Genomic DNA, 14,559 nt, shown 5'->3' with positions numbered 1-14,559 from the left:
GTGGTGGACATGTTCGTGGTGGTGAGCTGGCCCGCGTCGTTGTAGCCGTAGCCGATGGCGGTGGGGCAGTTGGGCGGTGCGGACGATAGGTACTTGAGGTTGCCGGCCTGATCCGTGCAGTACTTCCAGGATCCGGCGTCCGCGCCGGTGCTGTTGGTGTCCCGGGCGGTGTCGAGGCGGCCGGCGTCGTTGTAGGCGTAGGTGGTTGTGCGGTGGGTGGCGTCCAGATTGTCGGTGCGGGAGTAGATCTTGACGCCGCTCTTGTCGGCCGTGGCTCCGGCGGGGCGGTAGGTGTAGGTGTAGGTGTAGGCCGGGTCGACGAGGGTTCCCTTGGGGGAGGTCGCCTTGATGCTCTTGGGCTTGCCGTCGGCGTCCAGGACCACGCTCTGCACGGTGTTGCCGGGGTAGGTGGTGGTGCGGTGGTCGTTGGCGTCGTAGTCGTACGTCGTCGTCCGGCCGTCGGGGGCTTTGAGGAGGTGGAGGCGGTCGGCGTCGCCCCAGGTGTAGCCGGTGGTCCCGGACGGGCCGGGTGTGGGTGTAGGTGTCGACGTTGCCGTCCGGGGTGTAGGTCAGGACCGACTGGGAGTCGAGCCCAAAGGTCACCCAGCCTCGCTCCGGAAACAGAAAGTCCTTCACATCACACGGCTTGGGCAACCCCGGCAAAGGATGTCAGGCCGTGACGGTGTCGACGTTCGAGTTTTTCCCCTGGTTGGGCGGTTTGAGCGTCATGTAATTCCCCATTCCCGAATTCTCCTACACGGCCTGACCCCGCTCATCTCCACCGTCGCGACCCCCGACACGACGGACGACGACCACGCCGACCAAGTGCGCGACGAAGCCGAGGTGGAAGCCCGATGACCGTGATGGACGCTGCGCTGCGGGAGTCACTCAAGGCCCTGCGACTGTCCGGCATGCTGGAGACCCTCGACGCCCGCCTCGCCCAGGCTCACGGCGGCGAACTCGGTCGCCTCGACTTCCTGCAGGTCCTCTGTCAGGACGAGATCACCCGCCGCGAGACCATCGCCTTCCAACGGCGCCTGCAGCGGGCGAAGTTCGAGCAGCAGGTCACCCTTGAGGAGTTTGGCCTGACCGCTTCCTCGAAACTGCCCGCAGCGGAGATCCGGGACCTGGGAGCCCTGCGCTGGCTGCATGCCGGCGAGTCAGTGATCCTCTTCGGCCCGGTCGGCGTCGGCAAGACGCACATCGCCCAGGCCCTCGGTCACCTCGCCGTCTGCCGGGGCGCCGACGACCGCTTCGCCAGACCAGTCGCATCCTCGCCGACCTCGCCGGCGGCCACGCGGACCGCATCCGGGAGAAACGGATCCGCGAACTCATCCGGCCCGACGTCCTCATCCTCGACGACTTCGCGATGCGTCAGCTCTCCGCGGCCCAGGCCGACGACCTCTACGAACACGTCTCCGAGCGGCAGGGCCGGTCTCTGATCATCACAAGCAACCGGGCACCCAGCGACTGGCATCCCCTATTCCCCAACCCCGTCGTCGCCGAGTCGCTCCTGGACCGGCTCATCAACACCAGCCACCAAGTCATCATGAGCGGCCCGAGCTATCGCCCCAACAAGCGTCCGAGGAACCCCACCGACAAGACCAAGTGGGGAAAACCGGTGGACGTCGTCGGGATACTGCCGTCATGGCCGTCACCCAGCAGCTTGCCCGCATCTCGGCGGAGTATCTCGCCTCCTGCCGCCAGTCAGCCGACGAATCGCCGGATGGAGATCCTCTCTGGGATCCACCTTCCGCGGATGTTCTTGACCTGGACTGGGCCCCGTTCCTGCTCGAACGGGTCTGTGAGCTGGCGGGTCTCGATGGCGTCCATCGCATTGCTCTGCGGCAGGCTCTCGGCGGTGACACCGCCATCGACCTCGCCTTCCTCAGCGCGCATCTGCATGCGATTGGACCCTTCGGGCCCGACCCCACGGCCCTCTCCACGGCTCAAGTGGCTCGCGCCGCGGAACTACTCGGGCAGATCGACTTTCCGGCTCTCCTGGCCGCCTTGCCGACAGACGAGGCAGAAGCCGCCTCCTTGATCGGCAACGGCGCGGACAAGATCGTCGGCGGCCCCAAGAAGTACCTGCTGGAGCACTTCAACGCCATGCGCGAGTTCTACCGTGGTGCATCCCAACGGCAGCTTCTCGTCGTGCTCTGGTGGGACTGATACGGCCGGCCTCGTCGGCTCACGTCAGCAGTTGGGGAATTACGTGACCTTCCGCCGGGGGAATTACGCGAGCGTCCGCAGAGGGGGATGCGGCGCTCGGACCGGCGGCGGGCCCGGTCGTCCGCACTCGGCCATCAGCAGCTCCGCCAGGAACGCCCGCTAGGACATCTGGTCCCGGGCCGCTCCGTCGGCCCGGTCCTGGAACTGCTGGAGGATGGTGGGCAGCCGCAGCATGCGGCATGCCTGGTCGGAGGAGATCTCCTACTACATCGCCTACTGCACCGCCGAGACCACCCTGGATCAGCTGATCCACATCGCGGGGCAGCCGCTGGGCAGTTGAGGAACGCTTCCAGACCGCGAAACTCCCGGTCGCTTCGATGGTTTCGACAACCAGCCCGTCCAACGCCTGCGCGGTGGTGCAACTTTGGGGGCGCCACCGCGCAGCGCGGACAGGAAAGAGCGCTCCAGGTCGCGGCGCAGGTGAGCAGCGCCGGGCCCCATCCTCGGTTGTCGGCTGCATCCTCGAAGTCGCGGAGGACTCGCAAGGAGGTGTCGTTGGGGCCGCGCTGACTGTGCGGCCCCAACGACATGGTGTGCTGTTTACTCTCGTGGCGGTTCAAGCGTCGGCAGGTTTATCGCGTTGACGGTCGCCAAGTACTCCCGCTCCAACTGAGTCTTACCGCTGGCGGAGATTCCCGCTCGCCTCAGCATGGTGATCGAGATCGGGAGGACCGAGTCCAACAGCATCCACAAATACTGGTGACTGCTCACTGCCCTGCGGGAGAGCAATTCTTGCGTGAAATCGCTGAACTTCTCGGCGTTGACCTCAAACATCCGGCCGATGTCTTCGCCGAGATCACGAGCTTGCGGCGCCGGCCCTGACTTCCTCGGCTGACGCGGAGCCCTGGGCGTCCCGCCCGGGACCCACACAGGTAGGCTCATCTGATCAGCGAAGTAACGGGGGTGTGGCAGCGTGTCGTTCGATCAGGAGTGGTCAGGGCTGAAGGCAGAGGCGCTGATGCGGCTGGACAGCGTGCCCATGGATCCCGGTGGAACGGCGTCCGGTGGCGCTGACCTGATCCTCAGATACGACGACATGGGGAAGATCGGGCATGCAGCGTTCTTGCTGCATCAGCACGTGTTGAGTGCTGCCAAACATGCGCAGTCCCAGACCGAGGCCGCCGCTAAAAGCCTGGGGAACGACGGGTTCAGCATCGGAGCAGCACTGGCCAAAGCTGAAGAGGGATGGCGAGGGCAGGTCCAGGTGCTGGTCGACGCCTGCGCTCAGATCTCCAACCATCTCGACTACTCGGTGACGTCGTCCCAGCAGGATGACCGCTTCATCGCCGCGCAGACGCAGGTCTCCAAGATCTCCGAGTATCTCGACGTACCACCCCCCGTCTCAGACTCTGCGGTGCCCCACATTCCGAAGGCGGACGGGCCCATCATGTGACGACTGGTCAGTGTACGGGCGGGGGACTCCGAAGCAGAACGGGAGTCTTCCGGAAACCACGGCGGCGACGCCAAGAACGGCAGGGGGGCCGGTGCCGACCTTCGAACAGCTTCTCCACGTTACTCTCTCACCGCTGCAGTCGGCGGCCGAGGACTGGGCCGCCATGGCGGCGCTGCTGAAGAAAGCCGCGAAAGAGGCCGGGAGCATGCGCAGCCTGGCTCAGGGCACGGAATGGCAGGGCGAGAACGCCGCCGTTACCAAGCCGTTCGTCGTGCGGGTGTCGGACGACTTCACCGACGCCGTCACCGAAGCGGAGAGCATCGCAAACCTACTGAGTTCCGCACATGCCACGATCAAGGCGGCCCAGGACGATCTGAAGGCCCTCTGCGAAAACCCGCCCGCCGGCATCACGATCCACGCAGATGGCACGCTGATCCGCAGTGCCCAGCCTCCCCGCATGTCCAGCGGGGACCCCGAACACGTGGTAACCCAGGACGACTTCGGCGCCCTCCAGCTGCGTATAGATGCCATCATCGGCCGGGCAGCGGAAGCGGACTCGACCTGTTCTTGGGGCCTGGGGCAACTTACCAAGGACAAGAACAAGTTCGGCAGCATGTACTACAGGTCCCTCCAGGACGCGAAGACCGACGCCAAGCGGGCGCAACAGACGAAGACGGACTGGGTCGACTACACCCCGCCCGCGAAATGGGGCAGCGGCACCATCAAGCCCATCGCTGAATTCCTCAGTTACCGATCCTGGATGGACGGCGGTGAAGCCGCACTGCACGGAGATGTCAACGGCGCGATACAAGGAGCAATTGGCGGTTCCCCCTCAGCGGCCGGCGGCGAGGCCAGCAAACACCTCGCCAAGGGTTCCCTCCTGAGCGACGTAACCGGTAAACACCATCGCCCCACGTTCATCAACTCGATCGGCAAGGTCGGGCTAAAAGTATTCAGCGTGCCGGTCTCTGTAGTTGCGACGGGGATCGACTTCTCCTACTCGCCCAACCAGCCCAGGAACCCGGGCGACACTCATGTGGAGACCCCGGAAGAGCCGGGAAAGGTGAAGTACCACCCATGACCCACTCAGCAGGCCCACCCACGCCCCAGCGCCGTCACCCGGACCTGCGGCACTGGCTCAGGCCCCAAAGCCCACAGACGCTGGTCCTCGGCATCTGCATGTCCGTCGGCGGACTCGCTGGGGCAGTGCGATCCATGCTGGACGGCAAGGGGATCTGGACGATCCTCGGCACCTTCGGCCTCGGGGTTTTCGGCATGCTCCTCGTGGTGGGTTACTTCGTCAACTACAAGGACCGGAGAGGCCGCAGCTGAGCCACTCACGGGCCTACTGAAGTCGACATCGGCTGTTGTGCGCGCCCACGCGCTATCCGGCTACTGCGCCACGTGGCGCCCACCGGCAGGGAGGGCCGTGACCTCGGACATTGGACACCGGAGAGACTTGCATCTCGATGGGCCAGGGGAACGGAGTCCCCTGTGGAGTCCGCGCTCCTCGGCCATCATGCGGCGGGGAGAGCACGGTACCGCCAAGCCCTTGAACACCTGCGGAAGAGGCCCTGGGAGTCCATGCGCGAGGCCAGGCTCCCGGTCGTGCCCCGGCCACCTGGCCTCACGTCTTCCAGGAGCCCACGGCCCCGGCTACCGCAGCCTCCACTCCGAGCAGCAACAACTGCTCGCCTAGACCGGCCTCACCAGCGAACGCGCCCGTGCTCTGGCCCCACCACCGAAACCTCCCCGACCAGCCCGCCCGCGGCTGGAAAACCGGCCCTCCGCCTTCGCGGCCAACCTGCCCTACGCCAAGCCTGGACCGCCCAGCACAGCCACCTCACCTCAGCCGGCTGCCGCACCGAACACGACGGCTTCCCCCTGGGATGGTGGCTGTACAAACAACGCCGAGCCGCCCACGCCCACGTAAACCGCACCCACCCGGCCTTGGCCCCACGACCCGCAACTCGCCGCGTCGGTGACGAAGATCCAGGAGCGGCGCTGCCAGGGTATGAGCGCGTCCTGGGCCAGCCGGCGGCGCACCGTGGACGCCGAGAGGTTGTCGGTGATTCCCCGCGCGGTCAGCTCGGCTGCCAGTTCCCGGCACGACCAGCGCGACAGCGGCACGCCTGTCTCGACCGGTAACTAGCAGGCCAGTGCTTCGACTTCGACGATCTGCAGCGCGGTCAACGTCGGAGGCCAACCCGACCGCTTGCGGTCGGCCAGGGCGGGCACCCGGCCGGCCGCGAAGCGGCCGCGCCAGCGGCGCGCGGTGTCCACGTGCAGGTGAGTTTCGGCGGCGATCCGGGCATGGCATTGCTGCGGCCTCGTGCTGCCAGGAGCACGATCGTCGCCCGCTGGCGTGCCTGGTACGGGTCTTGCGGCCGTAGGCCATCTTCTTGATCCGATGGCGCTCGGCAGCGGTCAGCTCCAAGGGCACGGCGGAGCACAAGGATGGACCCGAACGGCCTGTCCCTCTTCGATGCCGTAGGTAAGGTGTTCGACATATATGACGTCGGCAGCATGGCCAAGGACATCAGCGAGGGCAACTACAAAGATGCCCTGCCTACAGGAGTCGTATAGCAGCGGGCGCCGCTGCTGAGGCCGGGTGTGGCAGCAGTCGCGACTGCCGCCAGCCCGCCCACCGCGGGTGTGGGTGGGCTAGCTGTCGGAGCCACCTGCTTCGGGGTCACGGGGTCGGCTGTGGGGCTGGAGAGCTGGGCGAAAAGGCCGCAAGTAGCGTACTCAATTATTAGGTGGTACCAGCAACAAGACCAGGGAGGCCATAATGAATCACGGGCTTTTTCTAGCCAAGGGAGCCGCTCACGGGACCCCACATGTCTGGACAATTGCGATCATCTTGATCATCATCGTGGGGGTGGCATTTCTGGTGAGTAAGGCGCGCAAGAGGTAGCCCTCATTCTGTCTCGTCACAGTGAAGGCCCTGGAGTGAGTTCCAGGGCCTTCATGCTGATTGGGCCACCAAGCAGTTGTGCCATGCGTTCGCTGGCGGTGCAGGTGGCCGACCCTCCAGCGAGTTGGTGCGTGATAGCGGGTGGGCATGCTCTGGTGGTGAGGGGCATGGTTGATCGGGCGGTGTTGGCGCATCCGTTGTTCACGGGGTCTCGACGGATCATCTGGCGTTTCTGGTGCAGGAGTTGGCCGATCCGTGGATGGCGTCAGCTGAGGGCCAACGGTTCGCGGCGCGACGGTCACCCGGGCCATCGGCGAGGTGCGCCGGCTGCTGGCCGATCGGGGCTTCGCCGTTCCCGACCGGCCTGGCCTGCGGCTTCGCACGCTGGAGGATGTATTCGCCTACGCCCAGGCCGAAGGCGTCGAACTGAGGCTGGACGCCACTGAGATCCAGGTCCGCCGCCCTGCTGCGGGCCGGGGCGGACGGCGTGCGTTCGTGTCGGGCAAGAGGAAGCAGAACACGATGAAGGCCACCGTCATCGCGGACTTCAAAGGCCGCACGCTGTGGACCGATGGCCTACAGCCAGGGCGGATGCATGATGCGACCGCGGCCCGAGCCGCAGGCATCAGCGACTGCTTCCGCCACCTCGACCTGGTCGAGGTACTGCTGGACGACGGCTACCTGGGCTTGGGCCGCGACCACCCCGGCCAGGCCATCACCCCACCCCGAAACCCACGGCCAGGACCACTGCCCGGCAGAGTCACGCAGTGGGGACGTGACCGGCACGACCACTCCAGCGACCGCATCACCGTCGAGCACGCACTGGCCGACCACAAGCGCTGGAAACAACTCATGCGCCGGACCCACCGCCGCGACCACCGGCCCGACACCTACCGAGCCATCGCCGGCCTCGTCTCCGATCGCGCGACCAACCCCTGACATCGTCCCCGAGCAGGGCAAACACAGCCCCCACGCAATCACGCACCAACTCGTAATAGGGGTGCCACTCGCATACGGCCCGTACCCACCGATCGGCAGATACGGCTCGATGAACTTCCACTGAGCATGGGTGGGTTGCCTGCGCGTCACGACAACAGTCCTACCGGACTCCACCCCGCGAACGGGGCAGAAACCAACAGTTGATCACGACATCACACAGGCCCTAATTGGGGCGATCGCATGATCGTTTGTGGTGCTAGGATGACCTCAACTCTTACTTCACTTGAGAGGTGTATTACCTGAATGGGCATCATTCTGGTGATGGGTTTCGGGGTGCTTGCGCCGCTGCCATTCTTCTACGCATTCGTGATTGCGCCTCGCCGAAAGTCTCGCGTATTGAAGCAGCGTGGAGTTACTGTGAGTGGGATCTGCGTGAGGATTTCATGGGATGAAAGCGCGTCGATCTCTACTATCAAATATGTCACGGTGAACGGGCAGAGACAGATCCACACCACCCGGCCGAACTACTCCAGACCGATAGAGCCGGATGAGGCAGTGGATATAGTCTACGATCCTTTCTTCCCGCATCGTGCGCAGTTGAAGAACTGGCTGGACGGGGAACCCGGGCAGAAATTCTCCACTCGATCCATGCTACTCCTCGAAGGATTTTTTCTCATACCCCAGCTGCTGTGGGTTTATGTAATCTTCTATAACATCTTCTAGGGATGCATTTTGTGGATGTTCGGGTTCGCCTGGTCCAGGAGCCGCTCCACGCTCATCGAAGGCCGGACCGGGCACCGAGGTACTGGGTTCCCTCGCGGGCGCGCTGGTCCTCGACCTCGGCAGCGGCACCGGACGCCAGGCCGCACACCTGGCACGCGACCACGGCGCGATCGTCGACGCCGTCGACAGCTCCCCCGCACAGCACCAGCGCGCCGTCAGCACCTACGGGCACCTCCCCCGCCTGCGCTTTCACCTGGCCGATGTCCACTCCCCCGGGGCCATCGAAGCCCTGGCCCGAATTACACCGGCAAGGCATGGGACCCACGCAGGAGGCGTTTCTCGACCTGGTGCGCCAGACCAAGGACTCCCAGCATTACTGCCAGAACGTGATCTGGGGCAACCTCCAGACACCCGATTACGTCCGGGCGATGCTGCGCCTCGTGGTCGACTTCCACGGCTTCCCTGACGACATCGAAGCCGGTGTCACCGCCCGCACCGCCCGAGCCGGCCTCATCGGCGAAGAAGGCCGCACCTACCACGTCCTGCTCGGCGAAGCCGCTCTTCGCCGCAACATCGGAGGCATAGGGGTCATGCGCGGCCAACTAGCGCGACTCCGCGACTCGTTCGGCCTACCGGGCCTCAAGCTGGGCGTCGTACCCGACCGCGCCCAGCTCGGCATCCACCCCGGCAACTCATTCGGAATCTTCGACGGCAAACGAGTCGAACTCGAAAACTTCGGCGACAGTCCCACCCACACCTCAGTGGAACAAGTCACCACCTACCAGCGGGCCTTCGGGTTGCTGGCGCAGGGAGCCGTGTACGGGGAGGAGGCCGACGCGGATCGCCGACCGCCGCCGACATCTCGCGGCCTTTGAGCGGCAGCCTCAGGACGTGGCCGGTTTCTGACGTGGGCCGCCCCCTCGTTATCTTCTTCGCGGTCCTGCAATGGGGCCGCAGGGCTCCGGGTCCGGCATGGCTGTGTCCCCTCTGTCGATCGGATGACCTGGGGGTGGTGTCGTCGGGCCCGGAAGGTGCCGTCGGCGACGGCACCGGCTTTGCCAGCGCCCCCCTTGCCTCTTACGCCGGCTCCGCCCCCACGACCAGGTCGTCAGGAACCTCGATCCACAGCGAACACGCACCCAGAGGCGGAAACCGGCAGCTCAAACGCGCCATGTTCCTCTCCGCCCTCGCTCGCATGAACGCCGCCCCGGCCTCCCGCACCCACTACGACCGCCGACGAGCCCGCTCCAAAACCCACACCAGCAAGCCCATGGCCCGGCCAGACCCCGCTCCACCCGATCTCGACCGAACCAGGAAACCCCCAGCACAGACAACGCGCACCCCTCAACCGCACCCCCACGAAACGACATTCCCGGCTGCGGCCCACGAGGGACCCGTCGACGCCCTCCGATACGGACGAGTACGGCACGTGGCCTGGGCATGTGCGGCGCGTGGTGGATACTTCACTGGGGGGTTCGGAGCGCGATACCGGTGCGCCGGATTGGGGGTGGTTGAGGAGCGAGGGGGCTCTGGGTCCATGAGCGAGGACATTAGATTCACGGTATTGGGTGCGGTGCGGGTCGTGCGCGGCGAGGCCGACTTCGCGACCGGGGCGCCCCAGCAGCAGGCCCTGCTCGCGGCGCTGCTCCTGCGGTCGGGGCGAGCCGCGGCGGCGCACGAGCTGATCGCCGCGATCTGGGGGGAGGCTCCCCCGGACTCGGCGCTGGCGAGTCTGCGTACGTACGCCTGGCGGCTACGGCGGATCGTCGAGGAGGACCGCTCGGCGCCCACGCGCCTGGTCTCCCTCCGGGACGGCTACCAACTCCTCGTCGAACCCGCCTCGGTGGACGCGGTGCGGGCCGAGGACCTGGCGGCCGGGGCCGTGCGCGCCCGGGACGCGGGCGACGAGAGCGAGTGCGGCCGGCTGCTGACCGAGGCACTCGACCTGTGGCAGGGCGAGCCGCTGGCGGGGGTTCCCGGGCCGTTCGCCGAGCAGCAGCGGTCCCGGCTCGTCGCGCTGCGGCTGACCCTGCTGGAGGAGCGCTTCGACCATCATCTGCGCGAGGGCCGCAACGAGTTGCTCATACCTGAGCTCATCGCCTTCACCCACGAGTACCCGATGCAGGAACGGCCCTACGGGTTCCTGATGCGCGCGCTGTACGCGACCGGGCGGCAGGCGGAGGCGCTGGCCACGTTCGGCCGGGCCCGGCACTGGCTGGCCGAGGAGCTGGGCATCGACCCGGGGCCGGAGCTGTGCGCGCTGCACGAGCGGATCCTCACCAACGATCCACAGCTGCTCGCCGCCCCCCGCGAGCGCCGCACCCCCGTGGTCGAGGCCCCCGCGGCCGAGCGCGCGCAGCGCCCACCGGCCTCCCGGCCCGCTCAACTGCCGCCCGCCACCGCAAACTTCACCGGCCGAGCCGCCGCACTTGAGGCACTGTGCGAGACGCTCGGCAACCCCGGGCGGGTGACCCTCCCGGTCGTCTCCATCACCGGTATGGGCGGCATCGGCAAGAGCACCCTGGCCGTGATGGGCGCGCACCACGCCAAGCGGCACTTCCCCGACGGACAACTCTACGTGGACCTGCGCGGCAACAGCCTGGAGCCGGCGGACCCGGGCACCGTGCTCGGCGGCTTCCTGACCGCGCTCGGCATCCCCGGGCAGTCGGTGCCGACGTCACCGGAGGACCGGGCCCAACTGCTGCGCACCACCCTCGACGGCCGCCGGGTCCTGCTGATGCTCGACAACGCGCGCGACCCGGCGCAGATCCGGTCACTGCTGCCGGGCTCGGCCGAGTGCGGGGTGATCGTCACCAGCCGGGCCAGACTCACCGGCCTGCCGACCACCTTCCAGACCGACCTCGACGTGTTCGGCACGGACGAGGCGCTCGGACTGCTGCGGGACGTCGTCGGCGCTCCGCGCGTCGAAGCGGAGCGGCGGGCCGCGGAGGAGCTGGTGGCACTCTGCGGCCATCTCCCGCTCGCCGTACGGATCATGGCCGCCCGGCTCGCCGCCCGGCCGCGGTGGACGATCGCCTCGATGACGGACCGGCTCACCGACGAGCGGCTGCGGATCAGCGAACTGCGGTCCGGCGACCTCGCCGTGGCGGCGGCCTTCGAGCTCGGGTACCACCAGCTGACCGACGAACAGGCCCGGTGCTTCCGGCTGCTGGCTCCTGTCACCCGGGCGGGCATCGGCCTGGAGACCGCAGCCGCGGCGCTCGGTCTCACTCCCCTGGAGGCCGAGGACCTGCTGGAGTCGCTGGTGGACGCGGCCATGCTGGAGGCGCCGCTGCCCAGCCGCTACAGGTACCACGACCTGGTCCGCGCGTTCGCGCTGCAACTCACCACCACACCACCCGACGCGGCGGGCGGCGGCCCGGACGGGGTGGAGGAGGCCGCGGTCCTGCGCCGGCTGCTCGACCACCTCCTGGCCGGCGCCTGCGCCGCGTTCCAGACCATGGTGCCGGGCGACCCGGTGGGCGCGTTGCTCGGACACGGCGTCCGGCCGCAGGCCGCCTTGACCGGTCTGGCCGAGGCGCGCGCCTGGGTGGTGTCGGAGTTCGACTGTGCCGCCAGCGCCGTCGCGCTGGCCGCCCGCGGTACGCCGGAGCGGGACCCTCAGGTCCTGCGTACCGCGGCCAATCTGCTGGTCTGCCTCACGCCGTTCGCCCGGGACGTCTCGTACACCCAACTCGCGGCCGCCGCGCGGATGGTGGCCGAGACCGCGGCCCTCCAGGGCGACGACCAGGCCGAGGGGCGGGCCCGGTTCGTGTGCGGCAACGCCGCGCTGCACTCCACGCAGCTCGCCGAGGCGGAGCTGCACGCGCGGCTGGCGACCGACGCCTGCCGACGGTCGGGCGACAAGGTCATCCTGCGGCAGCTGCTCAACGACCGTGGTCTGATCGCGCAGTTCCAGCAGCGCTACGGCGACGCGGTGGAGTGCTACGACCGGGCGATCGAGCTGGCCCGGGAGCTGGGGCACCGCTCCGGCGAGCTGGTGACCACCCTCAACGCGGCCCACGCGCGGCTGCGCAGCGGGCGGCCGGAGGAGGCCGCGGCCTCGTGCGAGCGGGTACTGGCCGAACTGCACGCCCTGGAGGATCCACACGGCATCTCCTACGCGTGGTACGTGCACGGCATGGCGCTGCACGAGGCGGGCCGTCACACCGACGCGGTCATCAGCTTCACCCGCTGCCTGGACATGTGCGTTTCGGCCCGGGTCCGCGGGCGGGAGGCGCAGGCGCGATTCCGCCTCGCCGAGACGCTGCGGGTGCTCGGTTCGCTGGACGTGGCCCTGGCCGAGGCCGAGCGGGCGCTCGCGCTGTGCGAGGAACTGGGTCTGGAACGCGAGCGCGGCCATGCGCTCCTGGTGATCGGCCGGGTCCTCGCCGACGCCGGCGACCCGGAGGGCAGTCTGGCCCAACTGCGCCTCGCGCAGGACGTGTTCACGCGGCTCGGGCTGCCGGAGGCGGAGGAGGCGGACCGTATCGCGCGTCTGCTGTCCACGGCGGCCAAGGCCTGACCGGCCGCCCTCGTACGTACGCGAGCGGCCCGGCGCATTGTGCGCCGGGCCGCTCGCGTACGTACAGGTGCCGTGCTCAGCCGCCCGTGCTGTTCCACTCCTGGGGGTCCGACGTCCGGCCACCGCCGGTCACGCCGTCGGCCCGGACTCCGACGGAACGGTGGTGGTCGACCGCCACAGCCGAGTAGGACGCGGTACCCAGGAGAACGCCTGCGCAGACCGTGGTGATCAGCACGGCGGTCTTGCGGGAGATCGAGGTCTTGGGGGAACGCTGCTTCATGAGTCGCTGTCCGCTCTGCCGTGACGTGTTCGGTGGTGGGCGAGGTCCCGGGTCGGTCTGCCCCGTTCGCTCGATGACGAGTCTGGCCGCCGCCGATATACAGCCGATATTCGCCGGGTGGCACCGGCCGTAGAGCCAGGCCTCGCGACGACGAGTACGCGTATATCCCCCTCGGCCAACATCACCGCTGTGCGGCGGCCGGACACGGCTCACGTCGTACGTCATCGACGAATGCGACCGGGGAGGATCGGCATGGACGGCATACCGCCGGCATCCAGTTTCGGTGAGCTGCTCAGGTTCCAGCGCGAACGGGCGGGCCTGACCCAGCAGTGCCTGGCCGACCACGCGTCGCTCAGCGTGCGGGCCGTGCGCGACATGGAGGCGGGCCGGGTGCAGCGCCCGCGCCAGGAGACCGTGCGCCTGGTGGCGGACGCCCTCGGGCTGCGGGGGCGTCCGCGATCGGTCTTCGAGGACACCGCCCGCCGGCGGGTCTTCGTCGAGGAGACGGTCGCGCCTCCGGCCCCGCGCGGCGCGATCATCGGGCGGGAACGGGAGGCCGAGTCGCTCACCCAGTCCCTGACCGCGCACGGCGACCGCCTGCTGTCCCTCGTGGGCCTGGGCGGCGTGGGCAAGTCCCGGCTCGCCCTCGACGTGGCCTGGCGCGTGCACCAGAGGGTCGGGTGGGCCGTGCAGTGGGTCGGCCTCGGCCACCGGACCGGGGCGGCCGACCCCGCGCGCCCGGCAGGCGTCCCGGGCCGGGACACCCGGCTCGAAGGGATCGCCGCACTGACCGGGGACCGGCCCACGCTGCTGGTCCTGGACGGGGCCGACGGCGCGGTGGGCCCCGAGCTCGACGAACTGTTCGCCCGCGGAACGGAGTTGAGGGTCCTGATAACCGCGCGGACGCCGCTGGGCCTGGACGGCGAGCGGGTGGTCCCGCTGGCGCCACTCGCCGTGCCCGCGCCGGGCGCCGAGCCCGGGGCCGCCATGGAGAGCGCCGCCGTGCGCCTGCTCTTGGCCCATATGCGGCGGCTCCGCCCCGACCTGGAGCTCGACCCGGCCGACCGGCCCGAAATCGCCTCCCTGTGCCGGTACTTGGACGGTCTGCCACGCGCCCTGGAGTACGCGGCGGGCTGGACCCTCCTGGAGTCGCCGGCCTCACTGCTCACCCGGATCGCCGCCACCCCGTTCAGTCTGCCCGCGCCGCCGGTGACCCTGTGCGAACGCGGCGATCTGCGCCACGCCCTGGACGAGGCGCACGGCTCGCTGACCGAGCGGCAGATGCAGTTGCTGACACTGCTGGCCGCGGCTCCGCGCGACTGGTCGGTCGACGAGGCGATGGCGGTCGGCGGCCGTTCGGCCCCCGAGCTCCTCGCGACGGTGCACGAACTGCTGCTGCGCGGCCTGGTCCGTCCGGTCCCGGCCGGGGACGGCGAGCGCTTCGCCGTGCTGAACCTCTCGCGCGCCCTGTGCCGCGAGCGGGCGGCGGCCCCGGCGGTTGCTGAACCCGCCGCGCCGGCGCCCTTCGCACCGGCCCTGGCTTCCTGACC

At 68.5% G+C, this 14,559-nt stretch carries 13 protein-coding genes and 7 pseudogenes; 13 read left to right on the top strand and 7 right to left on the bottom strand.

Annotated features, from left to right (window positions below; translation table 11 throughout):
• Both ACFYNP_RS35380 and ACFYNP_RS35375 read right to left on the bottom strand, forming a co-directional pair.
• Nucleotides 1-383: pseudogene (locus ACFYNP_RS35380) on the bottom strand (RHS repeat protein); the annotation flags it as partial.
• Between the two features lie 39 nt (nt 384-422).
• Nucleotides 423-488, bottom strand: a pseudogene (locus tag ACFYNP_RS35375) (hypothetical protein); the annotation flags it as partial.
• Between the two features lie 366 nt (nt 489-854).
• On the opposite strand from ACFYNP_RS35375, the pseudogene ACFYNP_RS35370 reads away from it, so the two are divergent.
• Both ACFYNP_RS35370 and ACFYNP_RS35365 read left to right on the top strand, forming a co-directional pair.
• A pseudogene (locus tag ACFYNP_RS35370) lies at nt 855-1,522 on the top strand (ATP-binding protein); the annotation flags it as partial.
• Between the two features lie 125 nt (nt 1,523-1,647).
• A complete protein-coding gene (locus ACFYNP_RS35365) occupies nt 1,648-2,172 on the top strand; it encodes a DUF1877 family protein (RefSeq protein WP_388791320.1) in 525 nt (174 codons plus the stop codon).
• A gap of 65 nt (nt 2,173-2,237) precedes the next feature.
• Here ACFYNP_RS35365 and ACFYNP_RS35360 read toward each other — a convergent pair.
• A pseudogene (locus ACFYNP_RS35360) lies at nt 2,238-2,430 on the bottom strand (AAA family ATPase); the annotation flags it as partial.
• On the opposite strand from ACFYNP_RS35360, the gene ACFYNP_RS35355 reads away from it, so the two are divergent.
• Nucleotides 2,387-2,512, top strand: a complete 126-nt coding sequence (locus ACFYNP_RS35355) for a hypothetical protein (protein WP_388791328.1) — start codon at nt 2,387-2,389, stop codon at nt 2,510-2,512. The pseudogene ACFYNP_RS35360 and the gene ACFYNP_RS35355 sit on opposite strands and share 44 nt — an antisense overlap.
• A gap of 260 nt (nt 2,513-2,772) precedes the next feature.
• Here ACFYNP_RS35355 and ACFYNP_RS35350 read toward each other — a convergent pair whose 3' ends face one another.
• Entirely contained in the window at nt 2,773-3,006 is a 234-nt protein-coding gene (locus ACFYNP_RS35350; RefSeq protein WP_388791326.1) for a DUF6086 family protein, read from the bottom strand.
• 139 nt (nt 3,007-3,145) lie between these two features.
• Between ACFYNP_RS35350 and ACFYNP_RS35345 the strand changes: the two genes are divergently transcribed.
• The 3 genes from ACFYNP_RS35345 to ACFYNP_RS35335 all read left to right on the top strand — a co-directional run bounded on the left by ACFYNP_RS35345 (nt 3,146) and on the right by ACFYNP_RS35335 (nt 4,957).
• On the top strand, nt 3,146-3,625 hold the full coding sequence (locus tag ACFYNP_RS35345; protein ID WP_388791318.1) for a hypothetical protein: 480 nt from the start codon (nt 3,146-3,148) through the stop codon (nt 3,623-3,625).
• Nucleotides 3,626-3,716: 91 nt separating this feature from the next.
• The gene (locus ACFYNP_RS35340; RefSeq protein ID WP_388791316.1) at nt 3,717-4,706 is read left to right on the top strand and encodes a hypothetical protein; all 990 of its coding nucleotides are present in this window, start codon (nt 3,717-3,719) and stop codon (nt 4,704-4,706) included.
• Nucleotides 4,703-4,957, top strand: a complete 255-nt coding sequence (locus ACFYNP_RS35335) for a hypothetical protein (RefSeq protein WP_388791314.1) — start codon at nt 4,703-4,705, stop codon at nt 4,955-4,957. Before ACFYNP_RS35340 ends, ACFYNP_RS35335 begins: the two co-directional genes overlap by 4 nt.
• A 516-nt stretch (nt 4,958-5,473) precedes the next feature.
• On the opposite strand, the gene ACFYNP_RS35330 is transcribed toward ACFYNP_RS35335, so the two are convergent.
• Both ACFYNP_RS35330 and ACFYNP_RS35325 read right to left on the bottom strand, forming a co-directional pair.
• Nucleotides 5,474-5,755 (bottom strand): hypothetical protein, encoded by a 282-nt coding sequence (locus tag ACFYNP_RS35330; protein ID WP_388791312.1) that lies wholly within the window; start codon nt 5,753-5,755, stop codon nt 5,474-5,476.
• Nucleotides 5,756-5,773: 18 nt separating this feature from the next.
• Complete coding sequence (locus ACFYNP_RS35325) at nt 5,774-5,908, bottom strand: helix-turn-helix domain-containing protein (RefSeq protein WP_388791310.1); 135 nt, start codon at nt 5,906-5,908, stop codon at nt 5,774-5,776.
• A gap of 801 nt (nt 5,909-6,709) precedes the next feature.
• On the opposite strand from ACFYNP_RS35325, the pseudogene ACFYNP_RS35320 reads away from it, so the two are divergent.
• From ACFYNP_RS35320 to ACFYNP_RS35295, 6 genes and pseudogenes are all read left to right on the top strand, one after another.
• Nucleotides 6,710-7,481 (top strand): annotated as a pseudogene (locus tag ACFYNP_RS35320) (transposase family protein).
• A 303-nt stretch (nt 7,482-7,784) separates the two neighbouring features.
• Nucleotides 7,785-8,204: a hypothetical protein gene (locus ACFYNP_RS35315; protein WP_388791308.1), complete on the top strand. Its 420-nt coding sequence runs from the start codon at nt 7,785-7,787 to the stop codon at nt 8,202-8,204.
• A pseudogene (locus ACFYNP_RS35310) lies at nt 8,191-8,415 on the top strand (SAM-dependent methyltransferase); the annotation flags it as partial. The gene ACFYNP_RS35315 and the pseudogene ACFYNP_RS35310, both read left to right, overlap by 14 nt.
• Nucleotides 8,416-8,518: 103 nt before the next feature.
• Nucleotides 8,519-9,079 (top strand): DUF5753 domain-containing protein, encoded by a 561-nt coding sequence (locus ACFYNP_RS35305; protein WP_388791306.1) that lies wholly within the window; start codon nt 8,519-8,521, stop codon nt 9,077-9,079.
• A 161-nt stretch (nt 9,080-9,240) separates the two neighbouring features.
• Nucleotides 9,241-9,465: pseudogene (locus ACFYNP_RS35300) on the top strand (transposase); the annotation flags it as partial.
• Between the two features lie 276 nt (nt 9,466-9,741).
• A complete protein-coding gene (locus ACFYNP_RS35295; RefSeq protein ID WP_388791324.1) occupies nt 9,742-12,729 on the top strand; it encodes a BTAD domain-containing putative transcriptional regulator in 2,988 nt (995 codons plus the stop codon).
• 76 nt (nt 12,730-12,805) lie between these two features.
• On the opposite strand, the gene ACFYNP_RS35290 is transcribed toward ACFYNP_RS35295, so the two are convergent.
• Nucleotides 12,806-13,009, bottom strand: coding sequence for a hypothetical protein (locus tag ACFYNP_RS35290; protein ID WP_388419579.1), 204 nt, complete (start codon nt 13,007-13,009; stop codon nt 12,806-12,808).
• Between the two features lie 252 nt (nt 13,010-13,261).
• Between ACFYNP_RS35290 and ACFYNP_RS35285 the strand changes: the two genes are divergently transcribed.
• Complete coding sequence (locus ACFYNP_RS35285) at nt 13,262-14,557, top strand: helix-turn-helix domain-containing protein (RefSeq protein WP_388791304.1); 1,296 nt, start codon at nt 13,262-13,264, stop codon at nt 14,555-14,557.
• Nucleotides 14,558-14,559 lie beyond the last annotated feature (2 nt).

The organism is Streptomyces sp. NPDC006691 (assembly GCF_042869955.1).
Classification (GTDB): Bacteria; Actinomycetota; Actinomycetes; order Streptomycetales; family Streptomycetaceae; genus Streptomyces.
Note: the sequence above shows the minus strand (reverse complement) of the source record. Positions and strands in the feature narration are given on the sequence as shown.